Here is an 18,873-nt window from a genome sequence, read left to right as displayed (position 1 = left end):
GCGGCACCGCCGGCAGGGCGGCACGTCCCGGGGTGTGGGCGCCTCAGGGGGCAGACGGACCAGCGGCCGCGGCCCCAGCCTTGACCAGCGTCGCCTCCCATCGCTTGCGGCATTGCGGCCGAGGCACAGGTGACGGGCGCCTTTCCCGCTTCACGCCCCCTGCCCTGCGCCCGGCGTTACCGATCCCGCGCAGTCACGCGCTCTCGCCGCAAAGTGATTTCCCTCTGCCGGGGCCCCGGGTAGGGTCGCGCGCATGCTGATCCCTCGCCTCGCAGCCGCGCTCGCGGCCCTCCTCATCGCTCCGCTCACCGCCCTCGCGGGCCCCGAGGGCGCCGCCCGGATCGAGGTACTGCGCGGTTGGCGCACGTCCGAGGGCACCCACATGGCGGCGCTGCACATCTCGCTGGCCGAGGGGTGGAAGACCTACTGGCGCGCCCCGGGCGAGGCGGGGATTCCCCCGGTCTTCAACTGGTCGGGCTCGACCAACCTTGCCTCGGTGCGGGTGCACTGGCCGTCGCCGCACGTGTTCCACCAGAACGGCATGACCTCGATCGGCTACACCCGCGACCTGGTGCTTCCGATCGAACTGACCCCCAGCCGACCCGGCGCGCCGATTGCGCTGCAGGGGGCGCTGGAGTTCGGTATCTGCGAAACCATCTGCGTGCCCGTCACGGCAAAGGTCGCGGCCGAGCTGCCCCCGGGCCGCACAGGCCCCGACGCGCGCATCCGCGGCGCGCTGGCGCAGCGCCCGCTCTCGGCGGTCGAGGCCGGCGCCGGCACCGTCACCTGCGCGCTGTCTCCGACGAAGGACGGCCTGAGCGTCCGGGCCGAGGTCGACCTGCCCGACATGGGTGGCAACGAGACGGCGGTGATCGAAACCGGCGACCCTGCGCTCTGGGTGTCCGAGGCCAGCGTCGACCGACAGGGCGGACGCCTCGCCGCCACGGCGGAAATCTTGCCGGCGGGCCGTGGCCCGGTGGCAGTTGACCGGTCTGCCCTGCGCCTGACGGTGATCGGCGCCTCGGGCGCCGTCGACCTGCGCGGCTGCGGCTGATCCGACGCAGGAAAGCCCTTACCGGGCGGATTTCATCCTAAGCAGCACGCAGCGCAGGGCGCAGGATCGCCGGGCAAAACCGTCATACCCGTGGCCGGGCCTTACGCCTGCCCGGTCTGCGCCACCCCAAAAGGCAACCGACCCCTTCAGGCGTGCAGGGAGGACGCGGGCCCGGCGGCCCGGGCAGGCCTCGGCCAAGACCCTGCGCCGTCCTACCCCGCCGCGCGGCGCCGTGAGAGCACAGCCAGCACCGTGCCGCCGACCGCGAAGCCCAGGAGGACGAGCGCGGCGGCCCCTGCGAGGAAGAGCGCGAACATCTGCAAAAGAGGCAGTTCGGCCGACAAGAGCCCCGTGGCCATCGGCTGGCCGATGCCCGTCACCGCCGGGCCCAGCGTCGCGGCAAAGAGGGCGGCGATGCCCAGCACCACGCCCCAGACCGTGACGCCGACCACCCGCGCCCGGCGCCCGACACCTAGGGCCCGGCGCGCGGCCTGTATCTGGCGGGACAGGTCGCTTTGCATCGCGCAAAGCGCCGGCACCACCAGCAGGACCAGCACCATGCCGAAGCCCAGCCCGTAGACCAGCGTGATCACGGTGGGTTTCAGGAACTGTGCCTGGCTCGACCCTTCGTAAAGCAGCGGGGCAAGGCCCAGTACGGTGGTCAGCGTGGTCAGGAGGACGGGCCGCAGGCGGTCCGCCGTCGCATCGATGATCGCGGGCACCAGCCCCCGGGTCTGTGCGTATTCGTCGATCGTCGTCACCAGCACGATGGAATCGTTGATGATGATCCCGGTCATCCCGATCAGGCCGACGACGGTGAACATCGACAGCGGCACCTCCCACAGGTGGTGGCCGTAGATGGTGCCGATCAGCCCGAAGGGAATGATCGCCATGACGACCAGCGGCCGGGTCCAGCTGGCGAAGATCCACGCCAGCGTCAGGTAAATCCCCAGCATGCAGAAGGAAAAGCCGACGCCCGCATCGGTCAGGAACTCGTTCTCCTGCTCGGCCAGCCCCGACATCAGGGTCTGGACGCCGAATTCGGCCTCGAGCCCCGGCAGGATCACGTCGCGCAGCTCGTCGCTGATCTCCTGCGCGCGGGCGGGGTCATCCTCGGATATCTCGCCGGTGACCGATACCAGCCGGATGCCGTTCTCGCGGCGGATCGTGGAAAACCCCGACCGCCGCTCGACCGTGACGATATCGGCGAGGTTCACGTAGGCGCCGCTTTCGGTGCGGATCTGCATCCGGTCGAGGAAATCCGCCGTCAGCTCGTCCTCGGGCAGCTCAACCCGGATCGTGGCCGAACGTGTACCGTCGGGATAGCTGGCGGCCTCGATCCCGTTCAGGCGCTGCCGCAGGGTCTGGCCGAGCGCGTCGATCGACACCCCCAGCGCCTGCCCCTGGGGGGTCAGGTTCAGGATCAGCTCGTCCTTGTCGTAGGCCAGCGAATCTTCCAGCGCCGACACCTCGGGGTAGGCCGCCATCCGCGTTTTCAGCTCCTCTGCGGCCTGTTTCAGCACGCCGGTCTCGGCCCCCGAGAGCTGCACGTCGAGCGAATCGCCGCCCGGCCCGGCGCCCCAGCTCCGAAAGCTCAGCGTCTCGAGCATCGGGTGGCCCGGCACGCTCTCCTGCAGCTCGGAGACGAAGGCGTTGGAGGAATAGGGTCGCAGGTCGGGTTCGATCAGCTCGATCGCGATCGAGCCCAGCTGATAGGTTTCCTTGCTGTCGCTGCCCGCCAGCCCGCGGCCCGTGTTGCCGCCGATCTGCGCAATCGCGTAGGCTACCGGGTTGCGGCCGTATTCGGCGGCATATTCCTCGCCCAGATCCTCGACCCCGCGCTGCAGGTCGCGCATGAAGTCATAGGTGTCTTCGCGGGTGGCGCCCGGCGTCATCGCGAAGTTGGCCGAGATCGAGCCCTGTTCGGGCGACGCAAAGAAGCGCCACTGAAGATCGCCGCGCACGAAGATGGCGACCTGGCTGGCGAAGATCACGATGACGCCGGCCAGCACCGGGTAGCGCGCCCAGATCACGCCGGCCATCAGCGGACGGAACAGCCGCCGCGACACCCAGTCGAAGCCGCGGTTCACCTGCCGCGACGGCCAGTCGTACCAGTGGTCGCGGTCCACGTGGGCCAGCGCGTGGGCCATGTGATTGGGCAGGATCAGGAAGCATTCGGCAAAGCTCGCCGTCAGCACCGCGATCACGGTAAAGGGAATGTCGGCGATCATCGCGCCGAAATAGCCGCCGATGGCGGTCAGCCCGAAGAAGGCGATGACCGTCGTCACGGTCGACGAGAAGACCGGCGCGAACATCCGCCGGGCCGCGGTTTCAGCCGCGTCGGGCCCGGCCTCGCGCAGGCGGCGGGCGCGGAAATCGGCGTGTTCGCCCACCACGATGGCGTCGTCGACGACGATGCCCAGCGTGATGATCAGCGCGAAAAGCGAGATCATGTTGAGCGTCAGGCCGAAGGCATACATCAGCGCCACCGCCGTCAGCATCGACACCGGGATGCCCGCCGTCACCCAGATCGCGGTGCGGGCATTGAGGAACAGGAACAAGAGCACCACGACCAGCCCCAGCCCGGTCAACCCGTTGTCGAGCAGGATGTTCAGCCGGCCGGTGATCTCCTCGGCGCGGGTGCGGATCAGGTCGATCCGCACGCCCGAGGGAAGGCCACGCTCGACCTCGGCGGCAATCTCCTCGACCTGCCGCTGGATCTTGATCGCGTCGCCCTGTTCGGTCCGGTCGACCCTGATCGAAATCGCGGGGTCGCCGCCCACGTAGTAGGCCTGGTCGCGGTCCACCCCCTCGACCCGGATGTCGGCCACGTCGCCCACGGTCAGGTTGGCGCCCGTGGGGTCCGAGCGCAGGACGATGGCGGCGATCTCCTCGGCGCTGCGGCGGGCGCTGCCGGTGCGCACGCGGGCGCCGCCGCCCACCTCGCCCGCCGGGTTGGCGTCGGCCTCGGCGCCGATGGCCTGCGCGATGTCCGACAGCGTCACGTCGTAGCGGATCAGGTTGATCGAGGGGACCTCGACCACCGTTTCGGGGGCCGATACGCCGCGGATCGTGGTCCGGGTGACGCCGGCCTGGAACAGCCGCGCGACGAACTCGTCGCCGAAGCGGGCCAGCTGGTCGACGCCCACGGGCCCGGTGATCACCACGTCGGTCACCCTGTCGTACCAGCCGCCGCGGCGGATCTCGGGGTCTTCGGCGCTTTCGGGCAGGTTCGATACCGAATCGACGGCCGTCTGCACGTCCTCGGTCGCGCGCGACATGTCCCAGCCCGGCTCGAACTCAAGCTCGATCCGCGCCCGGCCCTCGGAGGATCGCGCTTCGCTGGCCTCAACCCCGTCGACCGCCAGAAGCGTCGGTTCCAGCAGGTCGACGATGGCCCGGTCAACATCCTCGGCGCCCGCCCCCTCCCAGGTGACGGAGATGTCGACCTCGTCGGTCACGATGTCGGGAAAGAACTGCGCCCGCAGGCGCGGCATCGCCGCGATCCCCAGCGCGATCAGCACCACCAGAAGAAGGTTCGCCGCGGTGCGGTGGCGTGCGAAGTAGGACAGGACACCGCCCGCGGCGGACAGGCTGCGTGCCACGGATCAGCCCCCCATCCGGCTTTCGATGCGCGCGACCATGTCGCTGGGCACCTCGGCCTCGCGCAGCTGCGCCAGCACCCGTTGCTTGGCCTCGCTCGGCATCGCATCGCTGGCCTCGACAAAAGCGACAAGCCGCGCGCGCCGCTCGGCGCTGAGCGCGACCATGGGGGGCGTTTCCGCATCCGTGGCCGCCGCCGTGTCCTCCGCGGTGCCGGCCTCGCCCATGGGGTCGGTCACCGTGACCTTGATCCCCGCGCCCAGCAACGGCGAACGTTCGGCGACGATGCGCGCGCCTTCCAGATCGGCGCGGACGAGCACCGCGTCGCCCTGACGGCGCAAAAGCTCGACCGGGGCGACGCTGAGGCGCGAATCCTCGCCCACGACCAGCACGGAGTTGCCCGCGTCGACCGCCGCGGCGGGCAGCCGGGCGACGCGCGGCAGGGGCGGCTCTTCGATCGCGACGGTGGCGAAATCGCCGGGGCGAAAGCCCGCGGCGCCGTCGAGCGTGGCAAACAGCAGCCGCCCGGTCTGCCCCTCGGCCACCGCCGCGCTTTCGCGGCTGATCTGCCCGGTGGTGGCGATGGAATAGCCGTTCACGTCGAGCGAGACCGACACATCCGCGTCCAGCAGTCCGCCCGAGGCGTCCAGCAGCCGCGCGTATTGCGGGGTCGAGACGCGAAACGCGACCTCGAGCGCCTGCGGATCGACCAGCTGGGCCAGAACCTCGCTGTTCGAGACCAGCCCGCCCTCGGTCACCGCGAGATCCGAGATGACGCCGTCGAACCCGGCGACGATCCGGGTATCCTCGACCGTGCGCTCGGCCTCGGACAGGGCGATGCGCTGGCGGGACAGCGCGGTGGTGGCGCTGTCGATACGCGCCTGTGCGTCGGCCAGGGCCTGCCGGCGCGACAGCACCGCCTGCTCGGCCGAGGCGGCGGCCAGCTCGGCGGTCTCGGCCTCGGACTCGGCCCCCAGCCCGCGGGAGGTCAGGTCGCGCTGACGTGTCGCCGCCCGCGCGCGCAGTTCAGACTGGGCCTCGGCCGAGGCGAGGTCGTCGCGCGAGATATCGAGACTGCGGCGCGCATCGCGCAGCTCGGCCTCGGCATCCTTCAGGTCGGTGCGCGCGATCTCCAGCGCGGTTTCGGCGTCCGTGGGGTCGAGACGGAACAGAAGCTGCCCGGCCTCGACCGCGCCGCCCTCTTCCACGCCCGGCCCCAGTTCGACCACCTCGCCCGCGACCGTGGCGCGCAGGTCCAGCGTCCGGCGCGACCGGATCTCGCCGAAGGTCGACAGCACCGGCACCACGGTCTCGGAATCGTAGGACAGCACGTTGACCGCAAAGGTCCGTTCGCGCGCCGGACGCGAGAAACCTTCGTCCGCCATCCGCACCTCGACCGCGCGCAACAGCGTACCCGCGGCCAGCGCAAGAAGCCCCAGCGTCGCGGCCAGCAGGAATATCCCCAGAAGGGAGCGGGTCAGAAAACGCATGACGGCAGGGCCCTTTCGGCCGGGTCGGCGGCACAAGCAGAAAGTGTATCCTGCCGCGATACTGCGACAAGGCAAAACCCTGTTACGGGCGGCGTCGTTATTTCCGTCGCTCTTTTTCGGTCAGGCGCGGGAAAATCTCGACGAAATTGCAAGGCTGGTGGCGATAGTCGAGCTGGGCCAGAAGGATCCCGTCCCAGGCGTCCTTGCAGGCGCCGGGCGATCCGGGCAGCGCGAACAGATACGTGCCCTGCGCGACGCCCGCGCAGGCGCGGCTTTGCACCGCGCTGGTGCCGATCTTCTCCATGCTGACGATGGTGAACATGGTCGAGAAGGCGTCGATCTCCTTTTCGTAAACGTCGCGGTGCGCCTCGACCGTGACGTCGCGCCCGGTCAGGCCAGTGCCCCCCGTGGTCAGGATCACGTCGATCCCGGGGTCGGCGCACCAGGCGCGCAGCGCCCCGGCGATCTCGGCCCGGTCGTCGGGCAGGATGCGGCGCGCGGCCAGGACGTGTCCGGCGGCGTCGATCCGCCCCGCCAGCACCTCGCCCGAGCGGTCGTCGGCCTCGGTGCGGGTGTCCGAGACGGTCAGGACCGCGATGCGGACGGGAATGAAGCTGCGCTCGGTCATGTCAGATCTCGACCCAGTTGGGGCGGGGGCCGAGGTTGCGGATCCAGCTGGCGCCGATCCGCCCCTCCTCGCCCCAGCAGTCGTGGATATGGCCGCAGAGCACCAGCCGGGGCTGCAGCCGGACGATCGCCGCCCGCACGGCGTGCGAGCCGACCCGGCGACCGTCGCGCAACCGGTCGGCGATGCCCGCGGGCGGCGAATGGGTGACAAGGATGTCCGCGGCCGGGATCGCGTCCAGCACCTGCGCGGCCGCGTCCTCGGTCATGTCGAAAGAGCCCACATGCGGCGGCAGCGGCGGGACCGCGCAGCCGATCCCGGCGATGACCAGCCCGCCCCGGGTCACCGTTTCGCAATGGATCACCATCGCGGCGGTCGCGGCGCGCAGGGCGGTGTCGGTTTCGTTGTTGCCCGGGATCAGCACCGCCTTGCCCGCCAGCGGCGCCAGCGCGTCCATCGTCGGGGCCAGCCCGTCGTGCATCTGCGCATAATCCCCCGCGCCGATCACCAGGTCCGCGTCGCTCGCAGCGGCGACCAGTGCGGCGCAGGCCTCGAGGTCGCAATGCACGTCGGAGAAGGCCAGCAGCCTCATGGCGCCTCGCGCAGGCGGGCCTGCAGGCTCAGCAGGTCCGACCAGGCATCGCGCTTGGCATGCGGCTGGCGCAGCAGGTAGGCGGGGTGGAACATCGGCAGCACGGGCAGTCCGAAGGCCTGCGCCCACTGGCCGCGGATCCGTGTGATTCCGCGCCGCCCGATCAGCGCGTGGCACGAGATGTTGCCCATCGCGATCAGCACGTCCGGCTCCGCCAGCGCGATGTGGCGTTCGACGAAGGGCATCAGCATCGCGATCTCGTCGGCCTCGGGGTCGCGGTTGCCGGGCGGACGCCACGGCAGGACGTTGGTGATGTAGAGCGCCGACGGCCCTTCGGCGGCGCCGCGGGACAGGCCGATGGCCGCGAACATCGCGTCCAGCATCCGCCCCGCGCGGCCGACGAAGGGCAGCCCCTGCCGGTCCTCGTCGGCGCCCGGCGCCTCGCCCACGATCATCACCCGCGCTTCCGGGTTGCCGTCGGCGAAAACGGTGTTGCGCGCGCCGCGCTTCAGCTCGCAGCCTTCGAAGGCGGTGATCGCGGCGCGCAGACCGTCGAGATCGGCCGCCGCCTGCGCGGCCTGCCGGGCCAGCGCCACGGCGTCGACCTCGGGCGCCGGTGCCGCCGGGGGCGGGGCCGCACGCGCCACGGTGCCCGGGGCGGCGTTGGAGGCGGGCGCGCCTGTTGCAGCCTGCCCGGTTGCAGCCTGTCCTGCCGCCGCGGGGCCCGGTGGTGGCGCGGCATAGCGGTCGACCGGCGCGTCGAGGATCGCCTCGTCCGCCCCAAGCTCGACCTGCCAGGCAAGCATCGCCCGCGCCGTCTCGTATTCATCCCAGCTCAGCATCCCGGCCAAGCTACGCCCTGGGCCGGGCGAGGAAAAGACGACAAGCGCCCGATGCCGAACCGAACCGGTCATTCCCGCGTGATGTCCGGGCCCGGGTGAGCTACCGGCCCGCGCGAGGTCCCGCGAGCCACGGTTGCCCAGCCGGGAAAGCCCCCGCTACGGGAACCGTCTCGGGCACCGCGATGGCGCTTCACCTTGCCGCAGGGCGCGGCGGCTTCTATAAGCGGCGCGGCAATGCAGAAGGGGCCGCCCCATGACCTTCCGCCAGAGGCACCTGCTCGGCATCGAACACCTCGGCCCGGACGAGATCACCGCGATCCTCGATCTGGCACAGGACTATCACCGCCAGAACCGCTCGGACGACAAGCATGGCACTGCGCTTGCGGGTCTGACCCAGGTCAACATGTTCTTCGAGAACTCGACCCGCACGCAGGCCAGTTTCGAACTGGCCGGCCAGCGGCTGGGCGCCGACGTGATGTCGATGCAGATGCAGGCGAGCTCGATCAAGAAGGGCGAGACTCTGATCGACACGGCGCTGACGTTGAACGCGATGCGCCCCGACCTGCTGGTCGTGCGCCACCCGCAATCGGGCGCGGTGGGCCTGCTGGCCGAAAAGGTCGAATGCGCGGTGCTGAACGCGGGCGACGGGCGGCACGAACATCCCACGCAGGCGCTGCTGGACGCCGCGACGATCCGCGCGGCCAAGGGGCGGCTGCACCGCCTGACCGTGGCGATCTGCGGCGACATCGCGCATTCCCGCGTGGCCCGATCGAACATCCTGCTTCTCAACCGCATGGAAAGCCGCATCCGTCTGATCGGCCCGCCCACGCTGATCCCCGCGGGCGCCGCCGAGTGGGGCTGCGAGGTCTACGACGACATGCGCGAGGGGCTGGCGGGGGCCGACGTGGTGATGATGCTGCGGCTGCAGAAGGAACGGATGGACGGCGGCTTCGTCCCGTCCGAACGCGAGTATTTCTATCGCTACGGTCTGGACGCGGAAAAGCTGGCCCATGCCGCCCCCGATGCCATCGTCATGCATCCCGGCCCGATGAACCGAGGGGTCGAGATCGACGGAACGCTGGCCGACGACATCAACCGCTCGGTCATCCGCCAGCAGGTCGAGATGGGGGTCGCGGTGCGGATGGCGGCGATGGACCTGCTGGCGCGCAACCTGCGGGCATCGCGGGCCGCGGCGTGATGGCGGCATGATGGGCCACCCCCGCTGCCGCTGCCTGCCTCGCCGCGGCGAACCGCGCGCGGCCCGCGCGCATTGGCATGGTGACGCGCCAGAGGAGACCGCATGACATCCGACATCACGATCCCCGCCGATGACCACGACACCGTGCGCGTCTTCGCGCTGGATATGCCCGCGGACGGAATCGCCCGCTTCCGCGACCGGCGCGAGGATACCGACGACCCCGCCGCGGCTTGGCCGCTGCGCCATGCGCTTGGCGCCGATCACCTCGATCCCGACGCGGTCGAGGCGTTCCCGATTTCCGATCTGGAGGGGCTCGGCCTCTCGGGCTACCTGACCGAGGGCCATGGCATCGCGGCGCAGGACGTGCTGGCCGCGCGCGACCGGCTGGACGCGGTGACGGGCGCCGTCGTGCTGTTGCCCTCGCGCGCCTTCGGCGGCGTGGCCCAGACCCTGCACCCCCGCGCGCCGCTGGACTATGTCGGCGCCTTCCACGAGGCAGGCGCCCGCCCCGCGGGACCCGCGCCGCAGTCTGCCGCAGCCTCCGCAGCGGCGGCACAGCAGGCCGCACCGCCGCCCGAACCAAACCGCAGCCGCGCCCGCGCCCCGGTGCGAGTCCCGGTGTTCCTGGGTCTCGCCGTCGCAGCCTTGGTGATCCTGGTCATCGCCCTCCTCGTGACCGGCACGGCCGGACCTGCGGGGGGCGGCGCCTCGGGGGGCGGCGGATGACCTCGCCCGCGCCCGAAGACGGCTGGGAGGGGATCCTCGATCCCGGCGAGGAGATCCTCTGGCAGGGCCGCCCCGACGGCGCGCTGGTGCTGTCGGGCGGGCTGGGCCGGTCGGTCTTCGGTCTGGCCTTCACGGCCGTGTCAGTCCTCATCCTGCGCGAAATCGCCGCCGACGGGCCGCCGCTCGCCATGCTCTGGGCGTTGCCCTTCCTCGGCATAGGGCTTTACATGCTGGCCGGGCGCTTTGCCTGGGACGCGCTGCGTCGCCGCCACACCTGGTACACCCTGACCGACCGCCGCGCCTTCATCGCGACCGAGCTTTTCGGTCGGCGCCGCCTGAATTCCTGGCCGATCCGCCCCGACACGCCCGTCACGCTCGACCCCGGCCCGCCCGACGATGTCTGGTTCGCCGAGGACTGGCGCGAGATCCGCCATCACGACCGCCGCGACCGGGGGCACCGCCACTCGCGCCCGCGCCGGGTGCGCCGCCGTGTGGGCTTTCGCCGCATCGCCGAGGGGCGCCGGGTGATGGGCCTTATCCACCAGATCCAGTCCACCGCCTCCGGGACCGCCACAGCATGACCACGACCCTGATCGCCAATGCCCGCCTGATCGACCCCGAGACCGGCACCGACCGCCCCGGCGCACTTCTGATCGACGGCGACCGCATCGCGGCCCTGTCGGACGACCCGCAGGGCGCCGGGCTTTCCGCCGCCACCCGGATCGACGCGGGCGGGCGCTGCCTTGCCCCCGGGATCGTCGATATCGGCGTCAAGGTCTCCGAACCGGGCGAGCGGCACAAGGAAAGCTTCGGTACCGCAGGCCTCGCCGCCGCCGCCGGAGGGGTCACCACGATGGTCACCCGCCCCGACACCGACCCCGCGATCGATACGCCCGAGGTGCTGGAATTCGTGGCCCGCCGCGCCAATGCCGACAGCCCCGTCCGGGTGCTGCCCATGGCCGCGCTGACCCGCGCCCGGGCGGGGCGCGAGATGGTCGAGATCGGGCTCCTCATGGATGCGGGCGCGGTGGCCTTCACCGATTGCGACCGCGTGGTCACCGACACCAAGGTTCTGTCGCGCTGCCTGACCTACGCGCGGTCGCTGGGCGCGCTGGTCATCGCCCACCCCCAGGACCCGGGGCTTTCCGCCGGTGCGGCCGCGACCTCGGGCAAGGTCGCGTCGCTGCGCGGCCTGCCGGCGGTGTCACCCATGGCCGAGCGCATGGCGCTCGACCGCGACATGGCGCTGGTCGAGATGACGGGCGCGCGCTACCATGCCGACCAGATCACCTCGGCCCGTGCCCTGCCCGCGCTCGAACGGGCCAAGCGCAACGGCCTCGACGTCACGGCCGGGGTATCGATCCACCACCTCACGCTCAACGAGCTCGACATCGGCGACTACCGCACCTTCTTCAAGGTCAAGCCGCCGCTGCGGGCCGAGGAGGACCGGCAGGCGATGGTCGCCGCCGTCGCCTCGGGCCTGATCGACGTCATCTGCTCGATGCACACCCCGCAGGACGAGGAATCCAAGCGCCTGCCCTTCGAAGAGGCCGCCTCGGGCGCCGTGGCGCTCGAAACCCTGCTGCCCGCGGCGATGCGGCTCTACCAGTCGGGCGCGCTCGACCTGCCCGGCCTCTGGCGCGCGCTGTCGCTCAACCCCGCCCGCAGGCTGGGCCTGCCGCAGGGGCGCCTCGCCACCGGCGCCCCGGCCGACCTCGTGCTCTTCGACCCCGATGCGCCCTTCCTCCTCGACCGTTTCAAGCTGCGCTCGAAATCCAAGAACACGCCCTTCGACGGCCAGCGGATGGAGGGGCGCGTCCTCGGCACATGGGTCGCGGGCGCCCGCGTCTTTGAAGCCTGACGATGCGACATCCCGCGCCCGTCCGGACCCCGCCACGCCCCCCGCTTCTTCTCTTCAAAAATACTCCCGCCGGAGGCTTCTGCCCGCGCCGCGCGCGCCCCGGCCAGATCCATGAGGCCCGCCCGTGCTGATCCTCCTCGCCCTCGCCGGATACCTGCTGGGCTCGATTCCCTTCGGCCTGCTGATCACCCGCGCCTTCGGTCTGGGCGACATCCGCCAGATCGGGTCGGGCAATATCGGTGCCACCAACGTCCTGCGCACCGGCAACAAGACCGCCGCAGCCCTGACCCTCCTGCTCGACGCCGGCAAGGGCGGGCTGGCGGTGCTGGCCGCCCGGGCGCTTCTCGACGAACAAGCCGCGCAGGCGGCGGGCGTGGGGGCATTCCTCGGCCACTGCTACCCACTCTACCTCGGGTTCAAGGGCGGCAAGGGCGTGGCAACCTATCTCGGCACGCTGCTCGCGCTGGCTTGGCCCATCGGGCTGCTCACCTGCGGCGCCTGGCTCGTCAGCGCCGCGATCACCCGGATCTCGTCGCTTTCGGCGCTTGTCGCCGCGGCGCTGGCCCCGATCTGGGCGCTTTCGCTCGGGCGCCCGCCGCTCGCCCTGGCGCTTCTGCTGATGGGGGCGCTGATCTTCCTGCGCCACAAGGCCAACATCGCCCGCATCCTGCGGGGGGATGAACCCCGCATCGGCCGCAAGAAGACGTAGCTCCCCCTGGCTACGGGCCGGTCCGCAGCGATCCCGTCCGCCAGGACGGAGGCGCCCTTCAGACGCGACGCACCGCGGCTCGGGCCGCGCGTCGCGGGCCGGGGCGCGCGTCAGGATGCGCGGTGCGTCAGAATGCGCGGCGGTTCAGTAGGAATATTCCGCGAAGACCCGCGTCGCGTCGCCGTTCCAATCGCCCTCGAACCGTTCGATCAGGTCATCGGCCGGCGCGCGGCCCGTCTCGACGCTTTCGCGCAGGGCGTTGAGGAAATGCGTCTCGTCCGGCAGAAGCCCGCCCGCCCCGGGGCGGGCCCGCGCCTTCAGCCCGGCCTCGGCGATGTCCACGACCTCGCGGGCAAGGTCCAGCATCCGGATGCCGCCGACCTCGGCCTGCAGCCCATCGACCGACGCGGCGACACGCAGCGCCTCGCGCGTCTCCGCATCCCAGCCCTTGGCCAGGTCCCACGCCGCGTCCAGGGCGGTCGTGTCGTAAAGCAGCCCCACCCACAGGGCGGGCAGCGCGCAAAGCCGCCGCCACGGGCCGCCATCGGCGCCGCGCATCTCCATGAATTTCTTGATCCGCACCTCGGGGAAGGCTGTGGTCAGGTGGTCGGCCCAGTCGCTCAGGGTCGGCTTCTCGCCCGGCAACGCCGGCAGCTCGCCCTTCAGGAAATCGCGGAAGGATTGCCCCAGTGCGTCGATGTAGACGCCGTCGCGGTAGACAAAGTACATCGGCACGTCGAGCGCGTATTCGGCGTAGCGCTCGAACCCGAACCCGTCCTCGAAGACGAAGGGCAGCATCCCCGTGCGCGAGGCATCCAGATCGCGCCAGACCCGCGACCGCCACGACTTGTGCCCGTTGAGCTTGCCTTCGAGGAACGGCGAATTGGCGAAAAGCGCCGTGGCCACCGGTTGCAGCGCCAGCGAGGTGCGGAACTTCTTCACCATGTCGGCTTCGGACCCGAAGTCGAGGTTCACCTGAACCGTGCAGGTGCGCCGCATCATCTGGGTGCCCAGCGTGCCCACCTTGCGCATGTAGCTGTCCATCAGCTTGTAGCGCCCCTTGGGCATCAGGGGCATGTCGTCATGCGTCCAGTGCGGCGCGGCGCCAAGGCCGATGAAGCCGACGCCGATCTCGTCCGCGACCGACCGGACCTCGGCCAGGTGCGCGTTCACCTCGTCGCAGGTCTGGTGGATCGTCTCCAGCGCGGCGCCGGACAGCTCAAGCTGACCGCCGGGCTCCAGGCTGACATTCGCGCCGTCCTTTTCAAGACCGATGAGCTTGCCGCCCTCGCTAACCGGCGCCCAGCCGTAGCGGTCGCGCAGGCCCTCGAGCATGGCCCGGATCGACCGGTCGCCGTCATAGGGGAGGGGCGCCAGCGTGTCGCGGCAATAGCCGAACTTCTCGTGTTCGGTTCCGATACGCCAGTCCTCGGGCGGCTTGCAGCCCGAAGCGAGGTAACCTGCGAGCTGATCGTGGCTTTCGATCGGGCCGCCGCCGGATTGTGGGATCGACATCTGGCCGCTCCGTTCGCATTCAATTTCGCGATGTCGTGGACGGACCCGCGCGGGAAGTCAATGCGCCGGGCGCCCCCGCCCCGGCACCGTCCCCGGCTGTATCCCCTGCCCCGTTCCGCCCCACGCCCGGCATGCGCGGCGCGTCCCTCGGCCCGTCGGGACGGGCCCAGACCCTGTGCGGCAGGTCCCGCTGCATCTGCTGGGCGCGCAGCATTGCCGCGCTCGAAAATCCCGGCAGGCGGGTGCAGGCGTCGAACAGCGCCTCGCCTCCCGTGGCGCCCAGGGGCACCAGAAGCGGCTGGGCCTGCCCGGCTTCGATCCGCCAGCCGCCGGGGACGCGCCAGAGCGCGGTGATCGCGCCCAGATCGATGACACCACCGTGATCGGGGCCGAAATAGGCCAGCTGCCCCTCGACCACCTCGACCACGCCGGCGCCGCCCGACACGGCCCGGAACCGCGCCCGCAATGTGCCGGTGACGGCCAGCGCCGCGCCGGCCAGCACGACGACGGCGCCGACCCAGAACAACAGACCGCGCGGCCCGGTCATCCACCACGCGCCCAGGGCCACCGTCGCCAGGCCCGTCAGCGTCTCGCGCCAGCGGATCAACGCCGCGCGCGCCTCGGGGCGCAAAAGGCTCATCCCGCGGCGTCCCGGCCGGCGGCCGCGCCGCCCGCCGGTCCATCGGTCGCTTCGCGGACCCTGCCGCCGTCATCACCGGCCCACCCGTCCGGAGCGTCGGCCGAAGAAGGGGCCTCCGCCCGGTCGGACCAGTCGCCATGCCACGCCTGCCACAAGGTCAGCGCGGCCACCGCGGCGGTATCGGCGCGCAGGATGCGCGGGCCCAGCGACAGGCTGCGGGCCGCGGGGTGGGTCCGCAGCCGGGCGCGCTCGGCATCGGAAAAACCGCCCTCGGGGCCGATCAGTATGGCTGCCGGGGCGCCGAGGCCGGCCTCGGCGAAAAGGGGCGCAAGGCCCGATGAGCTGCCGGCCTGCGCCTCGTCGCAGAACCAAAGCGCGCGCCCGTCGGGCCAGTCCGCCAGCAGGCGATCCAGTCGCGACAGCTCGTGCACCTCGGGCACGAAGACGCCGCCGCACTGCTCGGCCGCCTCGACGGCGTGGGCTTGCAGCCGGTCGCGGCGGATACGCTCGGAATTGGTGAAATCCGTGCTGACGGGGCGGATGTCGCGCACCCCCAGCTCGGTCGCCTTCTCGACGATGAAATCGGTGCGCGTCTTCTTCACCGGCGCGAACAGCAGCCACAGGTCGGGCGGGCGGGAAAACGCCGCGGTCCGGTCCACGCAGGTCAGCGTGCCGCCACGCTTGCCGGCTTCGGTGACCTCGGCCCGCCATTCGCCGTCGGCACCGTTGAAAAGCGACAGCGTCGCCCCCGCCGCCAGCCGCATCACGCCGAAGAGATAGTGCGCCTGCCCCCGGTCGAGCGGAACGGTTTGCCCCGCACCGAGGGGATGCTCTACATAAAGCCTGACCTTTTCCGCCATTCGAGGATCCCCTTCCATGCACGACGCGCCGAAGGCCACGCCCCCTGCACAGGAAGGGCACGTCGCCGATGCCGTCAAGGGCAACTGGGTCGACAGGCGCGCCCCCGCGGCGTGGCGGCCCTACCTGCGGCTGTCGCGCGCCGACCGGCCGATCGGCACATGGCTTCTGCTTTTGCCCTGCTGGTGGGGGCTGCTGCTGGCGACGCTGACGCTGGGCCGGTTCACGCTTTACGACCTCTGGATCGGCATCGGCTGCGCCCTGGGCGCGGTGCTGATGCGGGGGGCGGGCTGCACCTGGAACGACCTTGCCGACATCGATTTCGACGCCGCCGTGGCGCGCACGCGCTCGCGCCCCCTGCCGTCGGGGCAGGTGACGATCCGGCAGGCGCGGCTGTGGCTGGTGGCGCAGGCGGGCGTGGCCTTCGTGATCCTGCTGACCTTTCCGCCGGCGGCGATCGCCATGGGGATCGTGGCGCTGGCGCCGGTCTGCATCTATCCTTTCGCCAAACGTTTCACGTGGTGGCCGCAGGTGTTCCTGGGCCTCGCCTTCAACTGGGGCGCGCTTCTGGCCTGGACGGCGGTGACCGGGTCGCTCGACCTGCCGGCGGTGCTGCTTTACGTCGCGGGCATCGCCTGGACGCTGTTCTACGACACGATCTACGCCCACCAGGACAAGGAGGACGACGCCCTGATCGGGGTCAAGTCCACCGCCCGGCTCTTCGGCACCGACACCTACCGCTGGCTGCGGCTGTTCCTGATGGCGGCCGTGCTCTTCATGGCCGCCGCCATCGTCACCGCCCTGCCCGGACGGGTGCATGCGCTGGCGCTGGTGCTGGCGCTGGGGGCGCCGTGGGCTCTGGGCTGGCACATGGCCTGGCAGATGTCGCGGCTCGACATCGACGACACGGCGGGGTGCCTGCGGCTCTTCCGCGCCAACCGCGACACGGGCCTTTTGGCTGCGCTGTTTCTCGCCATCGCACAAATGGTTTGATTGTGCGCCCCGCTCCCGCAGACTAGACCCCGATCAGCCCGAAGCCGACCCCAGACCTGCCTTATGCGCCTTCGCTCCGTCGTTCCGACGATCCTCGTCCTTCTCGTGGCCGCCGCGGCGGCCCTCTATGCCGCCTCGGTGGCGGTCGCGCAGATCGAGAAACAGGCCGTCACCGACGTGCGCGGCGCCCTGACGGCAGCGGGCGAGGAGTGGGTCGAGGTGCGCGCCGACGGGCTGCAACTGCGCCTGACCGGCACCGCCCAGACCGAGGCGACGCGGTTCCGCGCCCTGTCGATCGCCGGGCGCGTGGTGGATTCGGCCCGGGTGATCGACGACATGGCCGTGGCCGAGGCCGAACGCATCGCGGCGCCGGACTTCTCGGTCGAAATCCTGCGCAACGACAACGGCGTGTCGGTGATCGGGCTGATCCCCGCCGCGACCGACCGCGCGGCACTGGCGGCCAGCATCTCGGACGCTGCCGATACCGACGACGTCGCCGACCTGCTGGAAAGCGCCGATTTCCCCTCTCCCAAAGGCTGGCAGAGCGCGCTCGACTACGGCATCGAAGCACTTGAGAATCTGCCGCAATCCAAGGTCTCGATCTCGGCCGGGCGGGTCGCCGTCACCGCGATCTCGCAATCGCCCGAGGACCGGGAGCGCATCGAATCCCGCCTGTCGCGGACCCGCCCCGAAGGGCTGCGCCTTGCGCTCGACATCGCCGCGCCACGGCCGGTCATCACCCCCTTCACCCTGCGCTTCCTGATCGACGACCGTGGCGCGCGGTTCGACGCGTGCTCGGCCGCGACAACGCAGGGCCGCGACCGCATCCTGAAGGCCGCCGCCGACGCCGGGATGGAGGATGGCGGCGACTGCACCATCGGCCTGGGCGTGCCCTCGCCCGACTGGCCCGAGGCGATGTCGGCCGCGATCGGAACGCTGGGGCGGCTGGGCGGCGGAACCCTGACCGTGTCGGATGCCGATATCAGCCTTGTCGCCGCGCAGGGCACCGCGCCCGAGCTCTTCGACGCCGAGGTCGGCGCGCTGGAAGGCGCGCTGCCCGAGGTCTTTGCCCTGCAGGCCACCCTGCCCCCGCCGCCCGAAGAGGCCACGCCCGCCCCGCAGGGACCGCCGCAGTTCATCGCCACGCAGACCGAAGAGGGCGAGGTGCGGCTGCGCGGCCGCGTGCCCGACGCCCGCACCCGTGCCGCCATCGAAACCTTTGCCCGCGCCCGCTTTGGCCATGGCGAGGTGACCGATGCCACACGCACCGTCGCCGACCTGCCCGAGGGGTGGGGCCCGCGCATCCTCGCCGCGCTGGACGCCATGGCGCTTTTGGAGTTCGGCACCGTGATCGTCGAGCCCGACAGCATCGCCGTCTCGGGCACGACCGGCGTGCAGAAGGCGCGCTCGGAAATCGCGCGGATCCTCGCCAGCAAGCTGGGCGAGGAGGCCGATTTCACCATCGACGTGGCCTATGACAAGACGCTCGATCCCACGCTGGGCCTGCCGACGCCGCAGGAATGCGTGGATCAGGCCAACTCCGTCCTCGCGGCGCGGCAGATCACCTTCGAACCCGGCTCGGACATGATCGATTCCGCCGCCCGGGACACCGTCGACCGCATCGCCGACATCCTGCGCAAATGCGAAGACGTGACGATGGAGGTCGGCGGCCATACCGACAGCCAGGGGCGCGAGACGATGAACCGCGACCTGTCGCAGGCCCGGGCCGAGGCCGTGCTGGGCGCCCTGCGCGCCCGCCGCGTGCCGACCTCGAACCTCACTGCCCGCGGCTACGGCGAAAGCGAACCGATTGCCGACAACGGCACCGAAGAGGGCCGCGAGGCGAACCGACGTATTGAATTCGCCCTCCTGGTGTCGGAAGAAGAGGCAGCAGCCCAGGCCGAAGCTCAGGCTCAGGCCCAGGCCGACGCAGAAGAGGGCACCCCGGACGACGCTGCGACCGACACGCAAAGCGACGCGACCGCCGCAGACGGCGCGGAGGATGGTGACAGCGCCGAGGACGGTGACGCGGAGGGCGAAAACGGCGACGGTGCCGCCGATGACAGCGCCGCGGATCGGCCCGACGAAAGCGGGGTCGTGCCCGAGGTGCGCACCCCGGGCGAGGGCGACCCGACCCCGCGGCCCCGGCCGCAGACGGACGACTGAG

15 protein-coding genes and 1 pseudogene are annotated in these 18,873 nt (G+C 71.2%); 8 read left to right on the top strand and 8 right to left on the bottom strand.

What is annotated here, in order from left to right; all coding sequences use genetic code 11:
- The first annotated feature begins 253 nt into the window (after positions 1-253).
- Positions 254-1,054 carry a protein-disulfide reductase DsbD domain-containing protein gene (locus tag EKE94_RS05380; RefSeq protein ID WP_127905591.1) on the top strand — a complete coding sequence of 267 codons (801 nt, stop codon included), beginning with the start codon at positions 254-256 and terminating at the stop codon, positions 1,052-1,054.
- A 212-nt stretch (positions 1,055-1,266) separates the two neighbouring features.
- On the opposite strand, the gene EKE94_RS05375 is transcribed toward EKE94_RS05380, so the two are convergent.
- The 5 genes from EKE94_RS05375 to EKE94_RS05355 all read right to left on the bottom strand — a co-directional run bounded on the left by EKE94_RS05375 (position 1,267) and on the right by EKE94_RS05355 (position 8,206).
- Positions 1,267-4,659: an efflux RND transporter permease subunit gene (locus tag EKE94_RS05375; protein WP_127905590.1), complete on the bottom strand. Its 3,393-nt coding sequence runs from the start codon at positions 4,657-4,659 to the stop codon at positions 1,267-1,269.
- Positions 4,660-4,662: 3 nt separating this feature from the next.
- On the bottom strand, positions 4,663-6,147 hold the full coding sequence (locus EKE94_RS05370; RefSeq protein WP_127905589.1) for an efflux RND transporter periplasmic adaptor subunit: 1,485 nt from the start codon (positions 6,145-6,147) through the stop codon (positions 4,663-4,665).
- 97 nt (positions 6,148-6,244) lie between these two features.
- Positions 6,245-6,775: a molybdenum cofactor biosynthesis protein B gene (gene moaB / locus EKE94_RS05365; protein WP_127905588.1), complete on the bottom strand. Its 531-nt coding sequence runs from the start codon at positions 6,773-6,775 to the stop codon at positions 6,245-6,247.
- A gap of 1 nt (position 6,776) precedes the next feature.
- On the bottom strand, positions 6,777-7,364 hold the full coding sequence (locus EKE94_RS05360) for a metallophosphoesterase family protein (protein ID WP_127905587.1): 588 nt from the start codon (positions 7,362-7,364) through the stop codon (positions 6,777-6,779).
- A complete protein-coding gene (locus EKE94_RS05355; protein WP_127905586.1) occupies positions 7,361-8,206 on the bottom strand; it encodes a uracil-DNA glycosylase in 846 nt (281 codons plus the stop codon). Before EKE94_RS05355 ends, EKE94_RS05360 begins: the two co-directional genes overlap by 4 nt.
- Positions 8,207-8,459: 253 nt before the next feature.
- Here EKE94_RS05355 and EKE94_RS05350 point away from each other — a divergent pair, with 253 nt between their 5' ends.
- From EKE94_RS05350 to plsY, 5 genes are all read left to right on the top strand, one after another.
- Positions 8,460-9,404, top strand: a complete 945-nt coding sequence (locus tag EKE94_RS05350; protein WP_127905585.1) for an aspartate carbamoyltransferase catalytic subunit — start codon at positions 8,460-8,462, stop codon at positions 9,402-9,404.
- Between the two features lie 102 nt (positions 9,405-9,506).
- The gene (locus tag EKE94_RS05345) at positions 9,507-10,130 is read left to right on the top strand and encodes a hypothetical protein (RefSeq protein WP_127905584.1); all 624 of its coding nucleotides are present in this window, start codon (positions 9,507-9,509) and stop codon (positions 10,128-10,130) included.
- On the top strand, positions 10,127-10,711 hold the full coding sequence (locus EKE94_RS05340) for a hypothetical protein (protein ID WP_127905583.1): 585 nt from the start codon (positions 10,127-10,129) through the stop codon (positions 10,709-10,711). Before EKE94_RS05345 ends, EKE94_RS05340 begins: the two co-directional genes overlap by 4 nt.
- The gene (gene pyrC, locus EKE94_RS05335) at positions 10,708-11,991 is read left to right on the top strand and encodes a dihydroorotase (protein WP_127905582.1); all 1,284 of its coding nucleotides are present in this window, start codon (positions 10,708-10,710) and stop codon (positions 11,989-11,991) included. Before EKE94_RS05340 ends, pyrC begins: the two co-directional genes overlap by 4 nt.
- 124 nt (positions 11,992-12,115) lie before the next feature.
- A complete protein-coding gene (gene plsY, locus EKE94_RS05330; protein WP_127905581.1) occupies positions 12,116-12,700 on the top strand; it encodes a glycerol-3-phosphate 1-O-acyltransferase PlsY in 585 nt (194 codons plus the stop codon).
- Between the two features lie 144 nt (positions 12,701-12,844).
- Here plsY and EKE94_RS05325 read toward each other — a convergent pair whose 3' ends face one another.
- From EKE94_RS05325 to EKE94_RS05315, 3 genes and pseudogenes are all read right to left on the bottom strand, one after another.
- Positions 12,845-14,215 carry a glutamate--cysteine ligase gene (locus tag EKE94_RS05325; RefSeq protein WP_127905580.1) on the bottom strand — a complete coding sequence of 457 codons (1,371 nt, stop codon included), beginning with the start codon at positions 14,213-14,215 and terminating at the stop codon, positions 12,845-12,847.
- Between the two features lie 19 nt (positions 14,216-14,234).
- Positions 14,235-14,855 (bottom strand): hypothetical protein, encoded by a 621-nt coding sequence (locus tag EKE94_RS05320; protein ID WP_127905579.1) that lies wholly within the window; start codon positions 14,853-14,855, stop codon positions 14,235-14,237.
- 128 nt (positions 14,856-14,983) lie between these two features.
- Positions 14,984-15,715 (bottom strand): annotated as a pseudogene (locus EKE94_RS05315) (16S rRNA (uracil(1498)-N(3))-methyltransferase); the annotation flags it as partial.
- A gap of 16 nt (positions 15,716-15,731) precedes the next feature.
- Between EKE94_RS05315 and ubiA the strand changes: the two are divergent.
- Positions 15,732-16,706, top strand: a complete 975-nt coding sequence (gene ubiA / locus EKE94_RS05310; RefSeq protein ID WP_127905577.1) for a 4-hydroxybenzoate octaprenyltransferase — start codon at positions 15,732-15,734, stop codon at positions 16,704-16,706.
- 63 nt (positions 16,707-16,769) lie between these two features.
- A complete protein-coding gene (locus EKE94_RS05305; protein ID WP_127905576.1) occupies positions 16,770-18,872 on the top strand; it encodes an OmpA family protein in 2,103 nt (700 codons plus the stop codon).
- Position 18,873: the final 1 nt, after the last annotated feature.

The organism is Mesobaculum littorinae, from assembly GCF_004011175.1.
In the GTDB taxonomy this organism is placed as follows: Bacteria; Pseudomonadota; Alphaproteobacteria; order Rhodobacterales; family Rhodobacteraceae; genus Tranquillimonas; species Tranquillimonas littorinae.
Note: the sequence above shows the minus strand (reverse complement) of the source record. Positions and strands in the feature narration are given on the sequence as shown.